This window comes from Streptosporangium sp. NPDC002524 (assembly GCF_040295985.1).
In the GTDB taxonomy this organism is placed as follows: domain Bacteria; phylum Actinomycetota; class Actinomycetes; order Streptosporangiales; family Streptosporangiaceae; genus Streptosporangium.
The window spans coordinates 38,433-59,435 of the sequence record NZ_JBEOWK010000035.1; the positions used below are offsets into that span (position 1 = coordinate 38,433).

At 74.3% G+C, this 21,003-nt stretch carries 16 protein-coding genes and 1 riboswitch; of the genes, 8 read left to right on the forward strand and 8 right to left on the reverse strand.

The window, feature by feature from the left end:
- Nucleotides 1–4: 4 nt before the first annotated feature.
- Nucleotides 5–3,847 carry a cobaltochelatase subunit CobN gene (gene cobN / locus ABT053_RS38745; protein ID WP_350976207.1) on the reverse strand — a complete coding sequence of 1,281 codons (3,843 nt, stop codon included), beginning with the start codon at nt 3,845–3,847 and terminating at the stop codon, nt 5–7.
- A 136-nt stretch (nt 3,848–3,983) separates the two neighbouring features.
- Nucleotides 3,984–4,156: riboswitch (cobalamin riboswitch) on the reverse strand.
- A 46-nt stretch (nt 4,157–4,202) separates the two neighbouring features.
- Between cobN and ABT053_RS38750 the strand changes: the two genes are divergently transcribed.
- The 3 genes from ABT053_RS38750 to ABT053_RS38760 are packed head-to-tail and all read left to right on the forward strand — an operon-like array spanning nt 4,203 to nt 8,256.
- Nucleotides 4,203–6,101 carry a ferredoxin-like domain-containing protein gene (locus ABT053_RS38750; protein WP_350976209.1) on the forward strand — a complete coding sequence of 633 codons (1,899 nt, stop codon included), beginning with the start codon at nt 4,203–4,205 and terminating at the stop codon, nt 6,099–6,101.
- The gene (locus tag ABT053_RS38755) at nt 6,098–6,724 is read left to right on the forward strand and encodes a precorrin-8X methylmutase (protein WP_350976211.1); all 627 of its coding nucleotides are present in this window, start codon (nt 6,098–6,100) and stop codon (nt 6,722–6,724) included. Before ABT053_RS38750 ends, ABT053_RS38755 begins: the two co-directional genes overlap by 4 nt.
- Nucleotides 6,725–6,732: 8 nt before the next feature.
- Nucleotides 6,733–8,256, forward strand: coding sequence for a precorrin-2 C(20)-methyltransferase (locus ABT053_RS38760; RefSeq protein ID WP_350976275.1), 1,524 nt, complete (start codon nt 6,733–6,735; stop codon nt 8,254–8,256).
- 342 nt (nt 8,257–8,598) lie between these two features.
- On the opposite strand, the gene ABT053_RS38765 is transcribed toward ABT053_RS38760, so the two are convergent.
- Complete coding sequence (locus tag ABT053_RS38765) at nt 8,599–9,648, reverse strand: PucR family transcriptional regulator (protein WP_350976212.1); 1,050 nt, start codon at nt 9,646–9,648, stop codon at nt 8,599–8,601.
- A 95-nt stretch (nt 9,649–9,743) separates the two neighbouring features.
- On the opposite strand from ABT053_RS38765, the gene ABT053_RS38770 reads away from it, so the two are divergent.
- Genes ABT053_RS38770 through ABT053_RS38780 form a run of 3 tightly spaced genes read left to right on the forward strand, consistent with a single transcriptional unit; the run spans nt 9,744 to nt 14,220 of the window.
- Complete coding sequence (locus ABT053_RS38770) at nt 9,744–10,640, forward strand: alpha/beta hydrolase (RefSeq protein WP_350976214.1); 897 nt, start codon at nt 9,744–9,746, stop codon at nt 10,638–10,640.
- 44 nt (nt 10,641–10,684) lie between these two features.
- A complete protein-coding gene (locus ABT053_RS38775) occupies nt 10,685–12,508 on the forward strand; it encodes an ABC transporter ATP-binding protein (RefSeq protein ID WP_350976215.1) in 1,824 nt (607 codons plus the stop codon).
- Nucleotides 12,505–14,220 (forward strand): ABC transporter ATP-binding protein, encoded by a 1,716-nt coding sequence (locus ABT053_RS38780; RefSeq protein WP_350976216.1) that lies wholly within the window; start codon nt 12,505–12,507, stop codon nt 14,218–14,220. The genes ABT053_RS38775 and ABT053_RS38780 overlap by 4 nt, the downstream gene beginning before the upstream one ends.
- A gap of 113 nt (nt 14,221–14,333) precedes the next feature.
- Here the strand turns inward: ABT053_RS38780 and ABT053_RS38785 are convergent, their stop codons facing one another.
- From ABT053_RS38785 to ABT053_RS38810, 6 genes are all read right to left on the reverse strand, one after another.
- Nucleotides 14,334–15,089, reverse strand: a complete 756-nt coding sequence (locus ABT053_RS38785) for a cobalt-precorrin-6A reductase (protein ID WP_350976218.1) — start codon at nt 15,087–15,089, stop codon at nt 14,334–14,336.
- A gap of 23 nt (nt 15,090–15,112) precedes the next feature.
- A complete protein-coding gene (cobM, locus tag ABT053_RS38790) occupies nt 15,113–15,856 on the reverse strand; it encodes a precorrin-4 C(11)-methyltransferase (RefSeq protein WP_350976220.1) in 744 nt (247 codons plus the stop codon).
- Nucleotides 15,853–17,355: a precorrin-6y C5,15-methyltransferase (decarboxylating) subunit CbiE gene (cbiE, locus tag ABT053_RS38795; RefSeq protein WP_350976221.1), complete on the reverse strand. Its 1,503-nt coding sequence runs from the start codon at nt 17,353–17,355 to the stop codon at nt 15,853–15,855. Before cbiE ends, cobM begins: the two co-directional genes overlap by 4 nt.
- On the reverse strand, nt 17,348–17,737 hold the full coding sequence (locus ABT053_RS38800; protein ID WP_350976223.1) for a pyridoxamine 5'-phosphate oxidase family protein: 390 nt from the start codon (nt 17,735–17,737) through the stop codon (nt 17,348–17,350). The genes cbiE and ABT053_RS38800 overlap by 8 nt, the downstream gene beginning before the upstream one ends.
- Nucleotides 17,738–17,970: 233 nt before the next feature.
- Nucleotides 17,971–18,519 (reverse strand): peptide deformylase, encoded by a 549-nt coding sequence (def, locus tag ABT053_RS38805; protein WP_350976225.1) that lies wholly within the window; start codon nt 18,517–18,519, stop codon nt 17,971–17,973.
- Nucleotides 18,520–18,522: 3 nt separating this feature from the next.
- Complete coding sequence (locus ABT053_RS38810) at nt 18,523–18,921, reverse strand: TIGR03618 family F420-dependent PPOX class oxidoreductase (protein ID WP_350976226.1); 399 nt, start codon at nt 18,919–18,921, stop codon at nt 18,523–18,525.
- A gap of 199 nt (nt 18,922–19,120) precedes the next feature.
- On the opposite strand from ABT053_RS38810, the gene ABT053_RS38815 reads away from it, so the two are divergent.
- Both ABT053_RS38815 and ABT053_RS38820 read left to right on the forward strand, forming a co-directional pair.
- Nucleotides 19,121–20,398, forward strand: a complete 1,278-nt coding sequence (locus tag ABT053_RS38815) for a cytochrome P450 (protein WP_350976228.1) — start codon at nt 19,121–19,123, stop codon at nt 20,396–20,398.
- 2 nt (nt 20,399–20,400) lie between these two features.
- Complete coding sequence (locus ABT053_RS38820; RefSeq protein WP_350976230.1) at nt 20,401–20,880, forward strand: low molecular weight protein-tyrosine-phosphatase; 480 nt, start codon at nt 20,401–20,403, stop codon at nt 20,878–20,880.
- Nucleotides 20,881–21,003 lie beyond the last annotated feature (123 nt).

A 21,003-nucleotide genomic window follows, 5' to 3' on the forward strand; every position in this document is an offset into this window, starting at 1 on the left:
TGGGTCAGGCGCCGTCCTCCAGGTCTCCCTCGGACTTGAGGTAGACCTCCTGGAGGTCGCGCAGGACGGCGGGGTCGGGGTGCTCCCACATGCCCCGGTTGGCCGCCTCCAGCAGCCGCTCGGCGATCCCGTGCAGCGCCCACGGGTTGGACCTGGCCATGAACGCCTGGTTCTCCGGGTCCAGTACGTAGGTCGCGGCCAGCTTGTCGTACATCCAGTCGGCGACGACGCCGGTGGTGGCGTCGTAGCCGAACAGGTAGTCGACGGTGGCGGCCAGCTCGAAGGCGCCCTTGTAGCCGTGCCTGCGCATCGCGGCCAGCCAGCGGGGGTTGACCACCCTGGCGCGGAAGATTCTGGACGTCTCCTCGGAGAGCGTCCTGGTGCGGACCGCGTCCGGCCTGGTGCTGTCGCCGATGTAGGCGGCCGGGGCCTTGCCGGTGAGCGCCCGGACGGTGGCGATCATGCCGCCGTGGTACTGGAAGTAGTCGTCGGAGTCGGCGATGTCGTGCTCGCGGGTGTCGACGTTCTTGGCCGCCACGGCGATCCTGCGGTAGGCCGTCTCCATGTCCTGCCTGGCGGGGACGCCGTCGACGCCCCGGCCGTAGGCGAAGCCGCCCCAGACCGCGTACACCTCGGCCAGGTCGGCGTCGTCGCGCCAGTTGCGGCTGTCGATGAGCGGCAGCAGCCCGGCCCCGTACGCGCCCGGCCGGGAGCCGAAGATCCGCATGGTGGCCCTGCGCTCGTCGCCGTGGGCCGCCTGGTCGGCGAGCACGTGCGCCCGCACGTAGTTGAGCTCCTCGGGCTCCTCCAGCCCGGCCGCGAGCCGTACGGCGTCGTCCAGCATCGCCACGACGTGCGGGAAGGCGTCGCGGAAGAAGCCGCTGATCCTGACGGTGACGTCCACGCGCGGGCGGCCCAGCTCGGCGGCGGGGATGGGCTCCAGGCCGGTGACGCGGCGCGAGGCCTCGTCCCAGACCGGCCGCACGCCGAGCAGCGCCAGCACCTCGGCGACGTCGTCCCCCGCGGTACGCATGGCGCTGGTCCCCCAGACCGACAGGCCGACCGAGCGCGGCCAGTCACCGGTGTCGGCGCGGTAGCGTTCCAGCAGGGAGTCGGCCATCGCCTGGCCCGTCTCCCACGCCAGCCTGCTCGGCACGGCCTTGGGGTCGACCGAGTAGAAGTTGCGGCCGGTGGGGAGCACGTTGATCAGCCCGCGCAGCGGCGACCCGCTCGGCCCCGCCGGGACGTAACCGCCGTCGAGGGCGTGCAGGATCGCGTCGATCTCGTCGGTGGTACGCGCCAGCCGGGGCACGACCTCGACGGCGGCGAACCGCAGGATCCGCTCCACCGTCCCGAGATCCGCGCCGGGTGCGCCGGTCGATCCCCTCGCGTCGCCCGTGCCGGGGGCGCCTTCCGGATCGGCCGAAACGATCGTGCCGGGGGCGCCGCCCTCAGCCATCACGCCGGTCGCGCCTGCCACGTTGTCGGCCCCGCCGCCCTCAGCCGTCACGCCGGTCGAGCCGGTCGTGTCGTTCGAGCCGTTCGAGTCGGCCGGAGCGGCCAGGGCGGCCGGAGCGACCGGAGCGGCTGGGGAAGCCGCGTGGCCCAGGATCTCGGCGGTCACCTCGCCCGCCGCCGACGGGTCCCAGCCACGCCGCTCCATGGCCTCGACCAGGGCGCGGGCCAGGGTCTCGGCCTCGTCGACGCCGACCCGTCCCGCGCTGCCGTCCTCGGCCAGGCCGAGGGCCTCGCGCAGCCCGACGAGCGCCTCGCTGCCCGCCCACATCTGCCGGGCGCGCAGCATGGCCAGCACCAGGTCAACGCGCGGCTGCCCCTCGGGGGCGGCCCCCAGCACGTGCAGGCCGTCGCGGATCTGGACGTCCTTGACCTCGCACAGCCAGCCGTCGATGTGCAGCAGGAAGTCGTCGAACTCGGCGTCGTGCGGGCGGTCGGCGATGCCGAGGTCGTGGTCGAGCCTGGCGGCCTGGATGAGCGTCCAGATCTGGGCGCGGATCGCGGGCAGCTTGGCCGGGTCCATCGCCGCGATGGAGGCGTGCTCGTCGAGGAGCTGCTCCAGCCTGGCCATGTCCCCGTAGCTGTCGGCGCGGGCCATCGGGGGCACGAGGTGGTCGACCAGGGTGGCGTGCGCGCGACGCTTGGCCTGGGTCCCCTCACCGGGGTCGTTGACGAGGAACGGGTAGATCAGCGGCAGGTCGCCGAGCGCGGCGTCCGGGCCGCAGGAGGCCGACAAGCCCGCCGACTTGCCGGGCAGCCACTCCAGGTTGCCGTGCTTGCCCACGTGGACCATCGCGTGCGCGCCGAAGCCGTCGGCCAGCCAGCGGTAGGCGGCCAGGTAGTGGTGGCTGGGCGGCAGGTCGGGGTCGTGGTAGATCGCGATGGGGTTCTCGCCGAAACCGCGCGGCGGCTGCACCATGACCACCACGTTGCCCGAGCGCAGCGCGGCCAGCACGATCTCGCCCTCCGGGTCGCGCGACCTGTCCACGAACAGCTCGCCGGGCGCCGGGCCCCAGTGCTCCTCCATCCGGGCGCGCAGGTCCGAGGGGAGGGTGGCGTACCACTCGGCGTACCGGCCCGCCGCGATGCGCACCGGGTTCCCGGCGAGCTGCTCCTCGGTGAGCCAGTCCTGGTCCTGCCCGCCCGCGGCGATCAGCGCGTGGATGAGCGCGTCGCCGTCCTGCCCGGTCACCCCGGGCAGCTCGTCCTCGGCGCCGATGTCGTACCCGCGCTCGCGCAGCGCGGCCAGCAGCCGCACCAGGCTGGCCGGGGTGTCCAGGCCGACGGCGTTGCCGATGCGGGCATGCTTGGTGGGGTACGCCGACAGCATCAGCACCAGCCGCCGCTCGGCGGGCGGGATGTGCCGCAGCGCGGCGTGCCGCACCGCGATACCCGCCACCCGCGAGGCCCGCTCGGGGTCGGCCACGTAGACGGTCAGCCCGTCCTCGTCGATCTCCTTGAAGGAGAACGGCACCGTGATGATCCGCCCGTCGAACTCGGGGATCGCGACCTGGGTGGCGGCGTCCAGCGGGGACAGGCCGTCGTCGTTCTCCGCCCAGGAGGCCCGGCTGCTCGTCAGGCACAGGCCCTGCAGGATCGGCACGTCCAGCTCGGCGAGCGCGCCGACGTCCCAGGCCTCGTCGTCCCCGCCCGCCGACGCGGTCGCCGGACGGGTGCCGCCCGCGGCGAGCACGGTCACCACCAGGGCGTCCACCGTACGCAGGACCTCCACCAGGCCGGGCTCGGCGGTGCGCAGGGAGGCGCAGTACACCGGCAGCGCCCGCGCGCCCGCGTCCTCGATCGCCGAGCAGAGCGCCTCGACGAAGGCCGTGTTGCCGGCCACGTGGTGGGCCCGGTAGTAGAGCACCCCGACGACGGGCCCGTCGTGCCCGTCCTGGTCGCGCGCCTCGCGCTCCAGCGTGCCCCACGTGGGGGTGGGCTCGGGCGCGGCGAACCCGTGGCCGGTGAGCAGCAGCGTGTCGGACAGGAAGTGGTGCAGCTCGGTCAGGTTGGCCGGGCCGCCGTGGGCGAGGTACGCGTGCGCCTCGGCGCAGACCCCGCCGGGCACGGTGGACAGCTCCATCAGCTCGGCGTCGGGCGCCTGCTCGCCACCGAGCACGACGACGGGCCGGGGACCGGCGAGCAGGGCGTCCAGCCCCTCCTCCCAGGCGCGGCGCCCGCCCAGCAGGCGTACCACGACCAGGTCGGCGCCCTCCAGCAGCGGCGGGAGGTCGGCTGCGGAGAGCCTGGCGGGGTTGCCGAGCCGGTAGCCGGCGCCGCTCGCGCGGGCGCTCAGCAGGTCGGTGTCGGAGGTCGAGAGCAGGAGGATCACGCGCCACACTCCAGGAGAGGCAGGGCGGTACGGCCCAGGGATGCCACGACGTGGCGGGGGAACGGCGATGTCACGGTGTCGCGGGGGAACGGCGAAGAGCGCACGGAGCTTCCTCCCTCGGGGTCCTCGCCCCGGGTCGTCGTCGGCCGCGACGGCTGGAGTCTCCTGGCTCCCGGATCGGTGCTCACCCCGGCCTTCCCGCCCGTCGTCGGACAGTGGCCCGGGTGGGGTTCGCTCCCCGGTTACAGTGGCGGGACCGCGCCGGAATCACACCGGCTTCCTCCCTTTGCCGTCGCCACCGATGACACTACGGCAGTCCGGTTCGTTGCAAGAAACTGGCGTTAACATCCTTCGAGTGTCCATTGCCGACTTTTCCGGACGATCGCGACTCGACGCGTGCCCCGGGGCGCTCCAGGTCCATGCCGCCGCGGACGGCGGCCTGGCCCGCGTCCGCGTGCCCGGTGGCCGTCTCACCCCTTCCCAGCTGCGCGAACTCGCCGACGCCGCGTCGACGTACGGCAGCGGCGTCATCGAGCTGACCTCCCGCGCGAACGTCCAGGTACGCGGCCTCGGCCCGGCGGATCCGGACGGCGACGCGGGGGGCGGTACGGGGAACAACGCGGAAAATGGCGCGGAGAACGGGTTCGCCGCGCGGATGGCGAGGGCGGGTCTGCTGCCCTCGGCGACGCACGAGCGGATCCGCAACATCCTCGCCTCCCCGCTGACCGGACTGACCGGTCTGGACGGGCCGACCGGACTGACTGAGCCAACCTGGTCTGCCGGATATACCGGGTCTACCGGGTCTACCGGGCTGAGCGCACCGGCCGAACCGGCTGACCCGAACAGGGCGAACGGACCAAGCAGACCGAACGGACCGAACAGGCTGAGCGGATCGAGCGGGCCGAGTGGCGCGGATGCTCCGGACGGCACGAACGTCCCGGGGTATCCGGGCCACCCACGCCGTTCAGGTCATCCGGACGGCGGCGGGATCGTCGACGTCACACCGCTGATCGGCGAGCTGGACCGGCGGCTGTGCGCCCGCCCCGCCCTCGCCGCCCTGCCGGGGCGGTTCATGTTCGCCCTCGACGACGGCCGGGGGGACGTGGCCGGACTGGGCGCGGACGCCGGGATCCTGCCCACGGGGCCGGACGAGGCCGCGCTGATCCTCGCCGGGACCGACACCGGCCTGCGCGTCCCGCTGGACGGCGCCGTGACCGCCCTCCTCACCGCCGCCGAGGCGTTCCTCGACGAGCTGGCCGTCCGGGACGTCACCGCCTGGCGGATCGCCGAACTCCCCGACGGCCCCTCCCTGATCGCCGCCCGGGTGCGAACCGCCCTCGGGCTCCCCGGTACGACGCCCTTCGACCCGGTGAGGCCACGGGTCGTGGCCCTCGGACCGGTCGGCGTCATCGAGAGCACGGGCAGGGCCGGGGACGGGACAGGGGGTGAGACGGGTCCCGGAAACAGCACCGAGGGCGACGCCGGGGACGACATCGAGGACGGCATCAGAGACAGGCTTGGAGACGGGCTTGGAGACGGGCTTGGAGGCAGACCCGAAGACAGGCTCAAAGACGGGCACAAAGACGGGCTCGGCGGCGGGAGCGGGGACGAGAACGGCATCGGCATCGGAGGCGAGGGCGCGCGGGTCGCGCTCGGGGTGGCGATCCCGCTGGGGCGGCTCACCTCCGAGCAGGCACTGCTGCTCGCGGACGCCGCCTCGGGCGGGGAGATCCGGCTCACGCCGTGGCGCGGCGTGGTCCTGCCCGGCCTGGACCGTGCCGAGGTCGCGGGCACGGCCGCCCGCCTGCGGTCCGCCGGGCTGGTCGTCGACCCCGCCTCGCCGTGGATCGGTGTGACGGCCTGCACCGGCCGTCCCGGCTGCGCCAAATCCCTGGCCGACGTCCAGGCCGACGCGGCCACCAGCATCGGCATCGCCATGGCCCCGCCCTCCACAGCCGCCCCGCTCGGAGACGAGCCGTCCGGGAGCGAGTCGTCCGAGAGTGGGCCGTCTGAGAGTGGGCCGTCCGAGAGTGGGCCGTCCGTGGCCCCGCCGTCCGGGAGGGGGCCGGGCACCGATACGCTCCCCGTGCACTGGGCGGGGTGCGGCAGGCGCTGCGGCCGTCCGAGGGGGCGGGTCGTGGATGTGGTCGCCACCGGTGACGGCTACCGCCTGGAACTGGACGGCACCGGCCTGACCTGCTCCGGCATCGAGGAGACCGCGGCCGCGCTGGCGGCCGCCAGAGGGGAACTGTGATCGACTACGTCCGAGACGGCGCGGAGATCTACCGCCGCTCCTTCGCCACCATCCGCGCGGAGGCCGACCTGTCGGGCCTGCCCGCCGACGTCGCCCGGGTCGCGGTCCGCATGATCCACGCCTGCGGGATGGTCGACCTGGTGAGCGATCTGCGCTGGTCGCCCGGTGTCGTGGCCTCGGCGCGCGAGGCGCTCCGCGCGGGTGCCCCGGTGCTCTGCGACGCCATGATGGTCGCCTCCGGGGTGACCCGGCGGCGCCTGCCCGCGGGCAACGAGGTGGTCTGCACCCTCGGTGACCCCCGGGTGCCGGAACTCGCCGCGGAACTGGGCACCACCCGCAGCGCCGCCGCGCTGGAGCTGTGGCGCGACCGGCTCCAGGGCTCGGTGGTCGCGATCGGCAACGCGCCGACCGCGCTGTTCCGGCTGCTGGAGATGGTCGAGGAGGGCGCGGGCCGCCCGGCCGCCGTACTCGGCGTCCCGGTCGGTTTCATCGGTGCCGCCGAGTCCAAACAGGCCCTCGCCGAGCACCCGGCGAACCTGGAGTACCTGGTCGTGAACGGACGGCGGGGCGGAAGCGCGATGACCGCCGCCGCGGTCAACGCGATGGCGAGCGAGGAAGAGTGAGTGACGACGTGACCGGACGGCTGTGGGGCGTGGGACTCGGACCCGGCGACCCCGAACTGGTGACCGTCAAGGCCGCCCGCCTGATCGGCGAGGCGGACGTGATCGCCTTCCACAGCGCCCGCCACGGCCGGAGCATCGCCCGCTCGGTGGCCGCCCCCTACCTGCGGGAGGGCCAGGTCGAGGAGGCGCTCATCTACCCGCTCACCACCGAGACCACCGACCACCCCGGCGGCTACCAGGGAGCGATCGACGACTTCTACGCCGCCTGCGCGGTGCGGCTGGCGGCCCATCTGGACGCCGGGCGCGACGTGGTGGTGCTGTGCGAGGGCGACCCGCTCTTCTACGGCTCGTACATGCACATGCACAAGCGCCTGTCGCACCGCTACGTCACCGAGGTCGTGCCGGGCGTGACGTCGGTGAGCGGCGCCTCGGCGGTCCTGGGGCGCCCGCTGGTCGAACGGGACGAGGTCCTGACCGTGCTGCCGGGAACGCTCCCGGCCGAGGTGCTCGCCGAGCGCCTGGCGTCCACCGACTCGGCGGCGGTGCTGAAGCTCGGCCGTACGTTCACCAAGGTCCGTGACGCGCTGGCCGAGGCCGGGCGGCTCGACGAGGCCTGGTACGTCGAGCGCGCCACCACCGGGCAGCAGCGGCTGGCCCCGCTCGCCGAGGTCGACCCCGGCAGCGTCCCTTACTTCTCGCTGGCGCTGATCCCGAGCCCCGTCAACGCGGCGGCTCCCGCGCCCGTCGCCGGGACCGAGAGCGCGGGCGCGGGCGACGTGAGGACGCGCGGCGAGGTGGTCGTGGTGGGGCTCGGCCCCGCCGGGCGGCCGTGGCTGACCCCGGAGGCGCAGGAGGCGCTGGCCGGTGTCGACGAGCTCGTCGGGTACGGCCCCTACCTGGACCGCGTCCCGCCCAACCCGCGCCAGCGCCGCCACCCCACCGACAACCGGGTGGAGGCCGAACGGGCCGCGCACGCGCTGGAGCTGGCCGCGGCCGGGTCGAGGGTGGCCGTGGTGTCCTCGGGCGACCCCGGGGTGTTCGCGATGGCCAGCGCGGTGCTGGAGGTGGCGTGCGAGCCGAGGTTCGCGGACGTGCCGGTACGGGTGCTGCCCGGCCTGACCGCGGCGCACGCGGTGGCGAGCAGGGCCGGTGCTCCCCTCGGCCACGACTACTGCGTGCTGTCGCTGTCGGACCTGCTCAAGCCCTGGGAGGTGGTCGCCGAGCGGATCAGCGCCGCGGCCAAGGCCGACCTCGTCCTGGCGATCTACAACCCGGCGTCGAAGAGCCGTACCTGGCAGGTGGCCGCCGCGCGGGACCTGCTGCTGGAGCACCGGGCGCCGGAGACCCCCGTGGTCGTCGGCCGCGACGTCGGCGGGGCCCGGGAGAGCATGACGGTCACCACCCTCGGCGACCTGGACCCCGGCACGGTCGACATGCGCTGCCTGCTGCTGGTGGGCTCGTCCACCACACGGGTGGCCGAACGCGGTGACGGCAGCCGGGTGGTGTTCACCCCCCGCCGCTATCCCGCGTAACGCACCGGCCGGGGGCACAGCCGCCGGAGGGCCGATCCGGCACCGGCTGCCCCGCGTAACGCGCTGGGCGGGAGGCCGATCCTTCGCCGCTGTCCCGCGTGACACGCTGGATAGGGGCACAGCCGCCGGTGCCGATCCAGCAGCGCTGCGGGTGGCACACCCGCCGGGGGCCGACCCTGCGCCGCTGTGCCGCGTGACGCGCCCGGCCGGGGCCGGTTCGGGGTCCGATGCGCGAGTACGGGGCGGCCCGGCACGCGTTCCACGTGCCGGTCGCCACTCGCCGCTCGTGGCCTGTGGCCCGTCGCCCGTCGCCCGTCGCCCGTCGCCCGTCGCCCGTGAGGCTCAGTCGTCCGGGCCCCGGTCGTCAAGGAGCCGCCAGGTGGTGAGGGCGAGTCCGGCCCGTACCAGACCGGCGGGTTCGGTGAGCTCGACGCCCAGGGTCCTGCCGATCTGTTCGAGGCGGCGGGAGACGCTGCTGTGGTGCAGGTGGAGGAGGTCGGCGGCCCGGCGCAGGGAGCCGGTGGCGCAGTAGGCGTCCAGGGTGTCCAGGTCCTCCGGATTGACGGCCATCCGGGCGATCGCGGCCACGTCGGCGTTGTCCCGCGCGACGTCCTCCGGCACCTGTGCGAGCAGCGCCAGCACGCCCAGGTCGTCGTGGTGGACGACCGGCCGGCGCGGGGTGGTGAAGCGGAGCGCGGTGCGGGCCTCCCGCCAGGATCGGTCGGGGCTCTCCGCGGCGCCGATGCCCGCGCGCACGCCCGCCGGAAACCGGGCCGGGTCCATGGTGGTGGCCAGGATGACGCCCACGCCGGCGACCGGCGCCGCCTTCACCGGGCGGGCCGGGCAGACCAGGCCGCCGATCTGGTCGAGCGGGCGCCGCGACCGTACGGCGATGACGCGGATCGGCAGGTCGGCGGCGAAGCCCAGGAGCCGCAGGGCCCGCGCCCTGGCCGCCTCGTCGCTGTCGGAGCTGATCACCAGTTCGACGAGCGCGGGGTCGGCCATGGTGGTGCGGGCCGGGCCGTACCTCTCGACGACCGCGGTGGCGGCGATGGCGAGCCGGTCCAGCAGCAGTTCGTCGAGCGGTCCTGGCGGGCCGGGGCGTTCCAGCCACACCGTGCCGGCCTCCTCGCCGTCGAGGGTGATCGGCGCCGCGGTGGACGCGGGGAGCGCCGGGGCGGACGCCTCCCCGCCGCCGGGCGACATGCGGATCACCCGCCCCGTGCCGTGCAGCCGGATCCCGGCCACGCACTCGGCCAGGCCCGCCGAGGCCCGCGCGAGCGCCGGAAGATCAACCCGCCTGCGCATCAGCGTGTCGTAGAACATCACGACGCGGAGCGCGCCCCCGGCCTCCGCGTCCAGCCGCGACAGCCGTGCGGCCAATGCCTCCATGCCCGAAGGATATGCGGCGATCGTCGCGAGACAGGGGTGGAATGCCCGACGAGTGGCGGATGATCCCCGGGACACAAGTTGCGAGGATCACGGTTATGGACCCAGAGCTGGAAGCATTCGTCCCGTTGTTCCCCCGGGCGGACCTGATCGACCCGGTCATCGAGCGCAAGAGCTTCGCCGAGCTGGCCACCGCGATCCCGGTGCCCGACATCGCGGACATGGAGATCGAGGACCGTACGGTGCCCGGCGACCCGGAGGTGACGGTGCGGATCTACCGCCCGCACCGGGCGCGGGGCGCCGTCGTCTGGTCGCACGGCGGCGGATTCGTCATGGGCGACGTGGACACCGAGCACCCGTGGGCCATCCGGCTCGCGGAGGCCTCCGGCGCCGTGGTGATCTCGGTGGGCTACCGCCTCGCCCCCGAGCACCGGTTCCCGGCCGCCCTGGACGACGCCTACGCCGTACTGAACTGGGCGGCCGGGCACGCGGCCGAGCTGGGCGTCGACCCGGAGCGGATCGCGGTCGGGGGTCACAGCGCCGGCGCGGGGATCGCGGCCGCGACGGCGTTGCGGGCGCGCGACCAAGGGGGGCCGCGCATCCGCTTCCAGCTGCTCAACCAGCCCAGCCTCGACGACCGGCAGGAGACGTGGTCGGCGCGGCACTTCACCGACACGCCCTGGATGAACCGCGACAAGGTCACCGTCGCGTGGCGGCACTACCTGGGCTCCACGCCCGCCTCGCCGTACGCCGCCCCGGCGCGGGCCACCGACCTGTCCGGCCTGCCCCCCGCCTACATCGCCACCGCCGAGCTCTGCCCGAACCGCGACGAGGACATCAGCTACGCGCTGCGCCTGCTGGAGGCGGGCGTGTCGGTCGAGCTGCACCAGTGGCCCGGCACCTTCCACGGGTCGCAGGCGATCCTGTCCGCCGAGGTGTCGCAGCGGCAGATCGCCGAGCTCGCCGCGGCCCTGCGCCGCGCCCTGGCCGAATGAGCCCGGCCGTGGCGCACCAGAGCCCGGCGGGAGTGAGTGCGGCTGTGGCCGGCCAGGGCCCGGCGGGGTTGCTGCGGCCCTATGGACGGGGTCTCGCCGCCGTCGCCGTCCTGCAGGTCATCGGCGCCGTCGCGGGGCTGGCGCCGCTGCTGGCGGTCGTCGAACTGGGCCGTACCCTGCTGTCGCCCGGCCCGATCGATCACGGTCACGTCCGGGACGTCGTGATCGCGGGGGCGGCCGGTCTGTTCGTCCGGCTGCTGTTCACGGCCGCGTCGTCCGGGATCGGGCACGTTCTCGACGACCGGGTGCAGCTGTCGTTCCGCCGGCGGCTGGCTGCCCGGCTGGGAGAGGTGCCGATCGGCTGGCTCTCCCGGCGCCGGACGGGCGAGCTGGCGAAGGTCGTGGGACAGGACGTGAGCGCCGTGCACCCGCTCATCGCCCACGCCCCCGGCGAGCTCGTCTCGGCGTTCGTGGTGCCGCTGGTGTCGCTGGTCTACCTGTTCACCGTCGACTGGCGGCTCACGCTGATCACGATCGTCCCGGTGGCGCTGGCCGTGGCGCTGGTCCCGCTGATGATGACCCCGAGCCGCCTGCGCGAGCAGGAGGCGCTCGACGGGGCGATGGGACGGATCTCGAACGCGGCCGTCGAGTTCGTACAGGGGATCGCGGTCGTCAAGGCGTTCGGCGGGGGCGAGCGCGCCCACCGCGAGTTCCTCACGGCCACGGACGAGTTCGCCGGGACCTTCTCCCGCTGGGTGCTCGGCATCTCCGGGATCGCCGCGGGGATGGCGCTGGCGCTGTCGCCGCCGTTCGTGCTGCTGGTCGTGCTGACCGGCGGTACGACGCTGGTCACGGCCGGTTCCATGACCCCGGCGGACCTGCTCCCCTTCCTGCTGCTGGGACTGGGGCTGACCGCTCCGGTGGCGGCTCTCGGCCACGGCTTCGACGACCTGCAGGCCGCCCGGCGCGCGATGGGCCGGATCCGGGACGTGCTCGCGGTGCCGTCACTGCCGGAGCCCGCGCACCCGGTCGCGCCGCGAGGACACCGGGTGGAGTTGCGCGACGTCCGGTTCGGGTACGAGGCCGGTCACGAGGTGCTGCGCGGGATCGACCTGGTGCTCGAACCGGGGACGGTCACCGCGATCGTGGGACCGTCGGGAAGCGGGAAGTCCACGCTGGTCCAGCTGTTGCCGCGCTTCTTCGACCCGACCCACGGCGCGGTCCTCCTGGGCGGCGTCGACCTCCGCGAGCTCGGCGGCCGGGAGCTCCACCGGATGGTCTCCTTCGTCTTCCAGGACGTCCGCCTGCTGCGCGCGTCGGTCGCGGACAACATCGCGCTGGCCGTGCCGCGCGCCGACCTCGACGACGTGGTCCGCGCCGCCCGGCTGGCGAACATCCACGAACGGATCCTCGAACTTCCACGCGGATACGAGTCGGTGATCGGCGAGGACGTCAAGCTGTCGGGGGGAGAGGCGCAGCGGATCTCGATCGCCCGCGCGCTGCTCGCCGCCGCGCCCGTCCTGGTACTCGACGAGGCGACCGCCTTCGCCGACCCGCAGACCGAACAGGCGGTACGCGGCGCCCTGGCGACGTCGGCGGGCGACCGGACGACCCTGGTCATCGCCCACCGCGTGGAGACGGTCGCCGACGCCGACACCGTGGTGGTCCTGGAGGACGGCGTGATCGTCGAGCGCGGTCGCCCCGCCGAGCTCCTGGCACGGAACGGAAGATTCGCCGCGTTCTGGCGAGCCCACCCGTCGACCCACTCACCGGCTCACTCATCGGGCCATCCGTCGACCCACCCGACGGCGATCGCCGATGAGACCGGAACCCCCACCGGCGCACCGCGAGGAGGCGAGCCCCGATGATCCGGATGCTGCTGCGGCTGCTGGGACCCGGGTACGCCCGGCCGATGCGCCGTACCGTGGCCCTGATGACGGTGACCGCGACAGCCGAGGGCCTGTCCTACGCGCTCATGGTCCCGGTGCTGCGGGCGCTGTTCGGCGGCGAGCCCGCGGACGCCCGGCCCTGGCTGATCGCGTTCGGGGCCGCGGTCGCGGCCTACGCGGTGCTGCGCTACCGCAGCGACCTGTCCGGTTTCCGGGTCGGGACCGCGTTGTTGCGCGGCGTGTACCACCGCTTCGGCGACCATCTGGCCCGGCTGCCCCTCGGCTGGTTCACCGCCCGCCGCGTCGGGGAGGTGTCGGTCCTGGCGGGCGAGGGCGTTCTGCGGGCGATGGGGGTGGCGGCGCACCTGCTGGCACCGCTCATCTCCGCCTGCGTGACCCCGCTGACGATCGTGGTCGTGATACTCGCCTCCGACTGGCGCATGGGGCTGGCCGCGCTGGCCGCCGTACCGGTCGTGGCGGCGATCCAGGTCTGGACGGGACGCTCGACGGCCGCCGGGGACGTGGAGCGCGCCGAACGCGGCGACGAGGCCACCGGGAGGGTCGTCGAGTACCTCCAGGCCCAGCCCGTGCTGCGCGCCGGAGGCCGGACCGCCGAGCACTTCCGGTCGCTCGACGACGCGCTGTCCGGGCTCCAGCGCGCGTCCCGCCGTTCCACGCTGTCGGCGCTGCCCGGCGTGCTGGGCCTGACGCTCACGGTGCAGGCGATGTTCACCGCCCTGCTGACCCTGGGCGCCTACCTCGCGCTCGGCGGGATCGTCGGCGCGGCGGAGGTCCTGGCGATCCTGGTGCTCGCCGCCCGCTGCGCCGAGCCGCTGCTGTCGCTGTCGGACCTCGGCGGCAGGCTGCGCGGCGCGCGTTTCGAGCTGGCGAGACTCGACGCGGTGTTGCGCACCGAGCCGCTGCCGCAGGCGCGCGAACCGATCGAGCCGGTACGCCACGACCTGGAGTTCGCGTCCGTCACCTTCCGGCAGGGCGGCCGCACGGTGATCGACGACCTGTCGCTGTCCGTGCCCGCCGGACAGCGGCTCGCCGTCGTCGGGCCCTCTGGCGCGGGCAAGAGCACGCTGCTGCAGCTGCTCGCGCGCTTCCACGACGTGGACGAGGGCGCGGTGCGCGTGGGAGGTGTGGACGTGCGCGCGATCCGTACCGAGGTGCTGATGGCGCGGATCGCCATCGTCTTCCAGGACGTCTACCTCTTCGACGGCACGATCGAGGACAACGTGCGTCTCGGCCGCCCCGACGCGGGCGAGGCCGAGGTACGGGCGGCGGCGGCCGCGGCCCGGCTGGACGAGGTGATCGAGCGCCTGCCCGGCGGGTGGGCGACGAACGTCGGCGAGGGCGGCGCGCGGCTGTCGGGCGGTGAGCGCCAGCGGGTCTCGATCGCGCGGGCGCTGCTGAAAGACGCGCCCGTCGTGCTGCTGGACGAGGTGACCTCCGCCCTGGACCCGCTGAACGAGACGGCCGTCCACGAGGGCATCGAGCGCCTGATGGCGGGCCGGACGGTGGTGACGGTGGCACATCGGATGCGAACCGTCCAGCGCGCCGACCGCGTCGTCTTCCTGGACGGCGGCCGGATCGTGGAGGAGGGCGGACACGACGACCTGCTGCGCCGAGGTGGCCGCTACGCCGACTTCTGGGAGATCTCCACGACATCGGCCCGTACTCGCTGACGTGTCCCGGGGCCGGACCCACCACCCGGGGCCAGTCCCACCACCTGGAGCCGGTCCCCTTGCTCGAAGCCTGAGAACCGGTCCCATCACCCCGGAGCCCGAGGCCGGTCCCGTCACGCGGGGCCGGGGCCGGTCGCGGTCTCCAGCCAGGCGAGCGCGGCCTCGACGGTCTCCACCGAGGTCACCCCCTCGGGCGGCGGCGGGCGGCGCACGATCACGACCGGCAGCCCGAGCTCGCGGGCGGCGAGCAGCTTCGCGGTGGTCATCTCACCGCCGCTGTCCTTGGTGACCAGCACCTCCACCCGGTGCTCGCGCATCAGGGCCAGCTCCCCGTCCACCGTGAACGGCCCCCGGCTGAGCAGCACCTCCAGGCGTCGCGGGACGAGCGGCCCCGGCGAGTCCACCGAGCGGGCCAGGAACCAGTGGCCGTCGAGACCGGCGAAGACCGGCAGGCTGCGGCGTCCCGTGGTGAGGAACACCCGCTCCCCCAGCGAGGGCAGCAGCTCGGCGGCAGCCTCCAGGGAGGGCACCCAGCGCCAGTCGTCGCCGGGAGCCTCCCGCCAGCCGGGCCGCCGCAGGATCAGCAGCGGCAGGCCGGTCCGGCGCGCCGCCTCGACCGCCGAGGCCGTCATCCTGGCCGCGAACGGGTGCGTGGCGTCCACGACGACGTGGACGCCGTGCTCCGCCAGCCACGCCGCGAGCCCGTCCGGACCGCCGAAACCGCCCTCGCGCACCTCCCCCACCGGCAGCTTCGGGTCGCGCACCCGGCCCGCCAGCGAGGACACCACGCGCGTCCCCGCGCGCCCGGCGAGCGCGGCGGCCAGCCGCCTGGCCTCGTCGGTGCCGCCCAGTATCAGCACATCAAGCACAGCCGTCACCTCGGGACGCGGGATCAGTCACGGCAGCGGGCGGCCGAGTACAGGTGGCTGTCGGGGAACTCCGAGGCGGTCAGCACCCGGCCCACGACGATCACCGCGGTACGGAGGATCCCCGCCTCGCGGACCTGCCCGGCGATGTCGGCCAGCGTGCCGCGCAGGATCACCTCGTCGTCGCGGCTCGCCCTGGCCACCACGGCCACCGGGCAGTCGGCGCCGTAGTTGGGTACGAGCTCGGCCGCGACGGCCTCGACGCGCTGCACCGCCAGGTGCAGGACCATCGTGGCCCGGCTTCGGCCGAGCGTGCCGAGGTCCTCGCCCTCGGGCATGGGGGTGGCGCGCACCGAGGTACGGGTCAGCACGACCGTCTGCCCCACCCCTGGCACGGTGAGCTCGCGCCGCAGCGACGCCGCGGCGGCGGCGAAGGCGGGCACGCCCGGGATCACCTCGTACGGCACCCCCTCGGCGTCCAGCCTCCGCATCTGCTCGGCCATCGCGCTGAACACCGACGGGTCGCCGGAGTGCAGCCTGGCCACGTCGTGCCCGGCCTCGTGGGCGGTGACCATCTCCGCGACGATCTCCTCCAGGGCCATCCTCGCGGTGTCGACCAGCCGCGCGCCCGGCGGGCACGACTCCAGCAGCTCCGCCGGGACCAGCGACCCGGCGTACAGGCACACCGGCGCGGACGCGATCGCCCGCTGTCCCCGTACGGTGATGAGATCCGCGGCCCCCGGCCCGGCCCCGATAAAACGTACGGTCATCGCTCCTCCTCCTGAACGGGCGGCTTGACCGCGGTCCAGATCGTGACGGGCATCATGGGCCGCCAGCCGGTGAACCCGCCGACCGGGGCGGCCCTGCTGACCGCGAGCCTGACCATGCCGCCGCCGAGCCTGCCGTACCAGAGGGCCAGGACCGCCTCGGACTCGACGGTCACCGCGTTGGCCACCAGCCTGCCGCCCGGCCGCAGCGCCTCCCAGCACGCCTCCACCATCCCGGGAACGGTCACCCCGCCGCCGACGAAGACCGCGTCGGGCCGCTCCAGCCCGGCGAGCGCGGCGGGCGCGGCACCGGTCACCACGTCCAGGCTGGGGACGCCCAGCGCCGCGGCGTTGCGGGCGACCCCGGCCGCCCTGCCCGGGTGGGACTCCACCGCGATCGCCCGGTTGTCCGGGTGCGCGCGCATCCACTCGACGCCGATGCTGCCCGCGCCCGCGCCGACGTCCCACAGCAGCTCCCCGGGTACGGGCGCCAGCCGGGACAGGGTGACCGCGCGCACCTCGCTCTTGGTGAGCTGGCCGTCGTGCTCGAACGCCTCGTCGGGCAGGCCGGGAAGGCGGGGCAGCGGAACGGTCCCGGCGTCGGCGCGGCACTCCACGGCGACGACGTTGAGATCGTGGGTCACGGGCGGGGACCAGGTGGCGGCCGTGCCGGAGACCACGCGTTCCCCGGCGCCGCCCAGCCGTTCCAGGACCGTCACCGGGCTCGCGCCGTAGCCCCGGGCGGCGAGCAGCCCGGCGACCCGGGCCGGGGTGCGGCCGTCGGCGCTGAGGACCAGGAGGCGGCGGCCGTCGTGGACGAGCGGGTGCAGCACCTCGGCGGGACGCGTCACGAGGCTGACCACCTCGACGCGGTCGGCCGCCCAGCCGAGCCTGGCGCAGGCCAGGGAGACCGACGACGGGTGCGGCAGGACCCGGACCCGGTCCGCGCCGAGCAGCCGCACCAGGGTCGTGCCGATGCCGTGGAACATGGGGTCGCCACTGGCCAGCACGCACACCCTGCGCCCCCGGTGGGAGGCGATCAGCGCGGGCAGGGCCGGGAGCAGCGGCGAGGGCCAGACGACACGCTCGACACCGCCCTCCACACCGCGCTTGGTCCCGGGCTCGGCACGGTGCTCGATCCCGGGCTCGGCACCGGCACCGGCCCAGACATCGTGCCCGGTCCTGAGCCCGGCACCGGGCTCGACACCGCGCTCGATCCCGAATTCGCTCCCGGTCTCGACACGGGATTCGCCCCTGGGCTCGCCGTCACGCCCGGCACGGGGCTCGACACCGGACTCGCCGCCGTACCCGCTCCCGGGTTCGGCGACGGATTCCGGGACGAGGCCCAGGTGCCGGGCGCCGCCCATCAGGACCTCGGCCGCGCGCAGTTCGCGCCGCGCCGCCTCGGAGAGACCGGCCCAGCCGTCGTCCCCGATCCCGACAACGGTGACGACGGGGTCGAGGCCGGAAAGGACGGGGCCGGAGGGGACGCGGTCAGACACTGCCCAGCACCCGGGTGATACGGATCTCGACCACGACGCGGGCGGGGTTCTCCCGGGGCGCGCGGTAGCGCTCGGCGTAGCGGCGCTCGGCGTCGGCGACCGACTCGGGGTCGGTACGGATCACCGCGCGCCCCTCCAGGGTCGACCAGCGCCTCCCGTCCACCTGGCAGACCGCGACCGCCGCGCCCTCGTCCCCCGCCGCGAGCACGTGGCGGACCTTGTGCGAGCCACCCGAGGTGATCACCCTGGCGATTCCCGCGTCGGCGTCCAGCGTCACCCCCACCGGGATGACGTGCGGCGTGCCGTCGGCGCGCACGGTGGTCATCGTGCACAGGTGACGCTCCCGCCAGAACGCGCGGAGTTCCTCCCCGAGATCCTTCAACAGCCGTTCCTTCCCCGAATACCGGTTCTACCGGGCGACATGGTAGCCCCGGGCCGCGTCCGCCACCGGAACCGGTCGCCGGTCGAGCCGGTACGGCCGCGCGAGGACCATCGGGCCGGGAGCGGCCGGGCCGGGGCCGGTCGGCGCCGCCCCGGCCGAAGCGGCGCCGCCGGACCCGCCGTCGTCACCCCAACCAGCACCGGCCGATACCGGCCTCCCCCGGCCGACGCCCGTCAGTCCTCCACGGCGGGCCGGTCGCGCTCCTCCTCGTAGGCCCGCAGGACCTCCTCGCGCCGCTCCGCCGGGAGCCGGTCGATGTAGAGGAGGCCGTCGAGGTGGTCCGTCTCGTGCTGCAGGCACCGGGCCAGCACCCCGGTGCCCTCGACCGTCAGGGGCGCCCCGGTGACGTCGAAACCGTGCACGACCGCCCGGTCGGGCCGGGCGAGCGACGCCCGCTGTCCCGGCACCGACAGGCAGCCCTCCTCGTAGTCCGCCAGGGTGCGCTCGGCGGCCTCGGGCAGCACCAGGACCGGGTTGACCACGAGGCCCTTCTGATACTCCTCGGTGTCGTCCGGGCAGTCGTAGACGAACACGCGCAGGGGGACCCCGATCTGGTTGGCCGCGAGCCCCACGCCGTCGGCGGCGTACATGCTGGCGAACATGTCGTGCACCAGCGTGGCCAGGCTCTCGTCGAAACGGGTGACCGGCTCGCAGGGCCGGTGCAGCACCGGGTCGCCGACGTGACGGATGGGCGCGGGCCTGCCCTCTCCACTCGCCTCCATCCCTCAGCCCCCCGCGCTGAAGATGACGTCGTCGGGCGTGACCCTCACGGTGATGCGCCGCTCGTCCGGCGTCCGGAAGGGATAGGACTCCACCCCGAGGTATTTCTTCGCCAGGCGGTCGATGAACTCGTCCGCGCCCTCCAGCTCCAGCCGGGCCGTACCCGAGACGCTGACCAGGCGATGGGCGTCCTCGGGGTCGAGGACGCTCACCGACACGCGCGGGTCCTCGCGCAGGTGGCGCTCCTTGGCCCGGCCGACGGCCGTGTTGAAGACCACGTCGTCGCCGTCGACGTCGACCCACACGACGGTGCTGTGCAGGGAACCGTCCGGCCTCACGGTGGTCACCCAGGCGTGGATGGGCCGCTTGAACAGTTCCTTGGCGTCTTCACTGAGTCTTCCCACCGGGACCTCCACGTTACGAACGATGCCTATGAGGTCATCGAACATCACGTACGCGTGATCGCTTCCATCGCCCCCGCGAAAGCGGGACGAGGCGGGTCCGGAGCTCCCCCAACTCCGTCCGATTACTAAACGTTGACTCGTCATGACTCTCCGTGTTACCACTTGACCCGGCATTTCCGGTGGCGACCTAAGGGGATCGATGTCGTTTCTCGACCGGTACGAGTCGGCGGCGGAGGACCGGCGGCCCGCCCTGGTCGTCTCCTGGATCCGCACCGAGTGGCGGGAGTTCTTCGCCGAGCTGCGGGACCGGCGGCCGATCATGCACACGCCGCTGCTCACCCTGGTGACCCGGTTCGCCGACGTCGTCGAGGTGCTGTCGCGCGAGCGCGTCTTCACCGTCCGGCTCTACGCCCCGCGCATGGATCCGTTCCTGGGCGGCGGTTTCATGCTGTCGCAGGACGACACGCCGCTGCACTGGGCGGAGCGGGGTCTCATGCAGAGCGTGCTGCCCGTCCAGGACGTGCCCCGGGTCCGCCGCATGGCCGCCGCCTTCGCCGACGAGGCGCTGGACCGCGCCCGGCCCCGAGGGCGGGTCGAGGCGGTCGCGGAGCTCGCCCGCCACGTCCAGCTGCGCGTCTGCCGCGAGTACTTCGGGCTGGCGGGCATCGGGCTCGACGAGCTGTCCGCGTGGTCGCGGGCGGCCCAGAGCGACATCTTCAAGAACCTGCACGGCGACCCCGCCGTCCACGCCGCCTCGCTGAACGCGGGCGCCCGGCTGCGCGACCGCCTCCACGACGTGATCGACGACCGGCGGGCCCGCCTCGACTGCGGCGGGGCCGTCCCCGACGACGTGCTGACCCGCCTGCTGCGCGGCCGGCCGCCGGAGGAGGTCGCCTTCGGCGACCGGCGCGTGCTGGCCAACCTGGCCGGTCTGCTCGTCGGGTCGGTGGAGAACACCGCGCAGGCCGTGGCCGGAGCGGTCCAGGAGCTCCTGTCGCGGGACGAGGCGGGGAGGGTGGCCGTCGCGGCGGCGTCGGAGACGGATCCGGCGCGTTTCGACGCCCACGTCTGGGAGGCCCTGCGGTTCGCCCCGCCCAACCGGATGATCTTCCGTCTGTGCGAGAGCGACCACGTGCTGGCGGCGGGCACCCCGCGCGCGACGCTCGTCCCGGCGGGCACGCTGGTCTTCGCCTGCGTCGCCTCGGCGATGTTCGACGCGGACGCCGTGCCGGAACCCGACGCCTTCCGCGCCGACCGGCCCTCCCACACCGGCCTGCACTTCGGGTACGGCCCGCACCTCTGCCTGGGACGGCACCTGGGCGCCGCGATCGTCCCCGAGGTCGTACGGCGCGTCCTGCTGCGTCCCGGGGTGCGCCCGCTCCCCCGGACCGAGGCCGGGATCCGCTTCGGCGACGCCTCCTCCCCGGCCCCTCCCCTCACCCGGCCGTCCCACCCCCGGCAGGCGGCATCCTGGTAGGCATGAGTTATCGCATCTGCGTGGTGTGCATGGGAAACATCTGCCGCTCCCCCATGGCCGAGGTCGTGCTGAGGAAGACGCTCGACGACCACGGTCTCGGTGACCTCGTCACGGTCGACAGCGCGGGCACCGGCGGCTGGCACCAGGGCGGCCCGATGGACGCGCGGGCCGCCGGGGTGCTCTCCGAGCACGGCTACGACGGATCGCGGCACCGGGCAAGGCAGTTCCTGAGCGACTGGTACGACCAAGTCGACCTGGTGCTCGCCATGGACGCCCACAACCTCGGCGCCCTGCGGCGCCTCGCCCCCGGCGGCGCGGACGTGCGCCTGTTCCGCTCCTTCGACCCCGCCGCCCCCGAGGGCGCCGAGGTGCCCGACCCGTACTACGGCGAGCGCGAGGGGTTCACCGAGGTGCTGGAGATGGTCGAGGCCGCCTCCAAGGGCCTGGCCGAACACCTGACGGCCACCCTCAGGCTCAGGTGAGACCTCCTCGCCGGACCTCCGTCCGGTGAGGGCTTCGGCCTTTCGTGTACGAGGGTTTCACCCGCTGCGGAGATTTCACCCGCGCCCCCGCCTTTACAAGGTAGATCACAAGTCGTCCCCCGC

What these genes read in the sequence shown, in the direction of transcription:
- ABT053_RS38780 (WP_350976216.1), top strand. Translation starts at nt 12,505, where the DNA reads ATGATCCGGATGCTGCTGCGGCTGCTGGGACCCGGGTACGCCCGGCCG.
- ABT053_RS38770 (WP_350976214.1), top strand. Translation starts at nt 9,744, where the DNA reads ATGGACCCAGAGCTGGAAGCATTCGTCCCGTTGTTCCCCCGGGCGGAC.
- ABT053_RS38815 (WP_350976228.1), top strand. Translation starts at nt 19,121, where the DNA reads ATGTCGTTTCTCGACCGGTACGAGTCGGCGGCGGAGGACCGGCGGCCC.
- def (WP_350976225.1), bottom strand. Translation starts at nt 18,519, where the DNA reads ATGGAGGCGAGTGGAGAGGGCAGGCCCGCGCCCATCCGTCACGTCGGC.
- ABT053_RS38765 (WP_350976212.1), bottom strand. Translation starts at nt 9,648, where the DNA reads ATGGAGGCATTGGCCGCACGGCTGTCGCGGCTGGACGCGGAGGCCGGG.
- cobM (WP_350976220.1), bottom strand. Translation starts at nt 15,856, where the DNA reads ATGACCGTACGTTTTATCGGGGCCGGGCCGGGGGCCGCGGATCTCATC.
- ABT053_RS38820 (WP_350976230.1), top strand. Translation starts at nt 20,401, where the DNA reads ATGAGTTATCGCATCTGCGTGGTGTGCATGGGAAACATCTGCCGCTCC.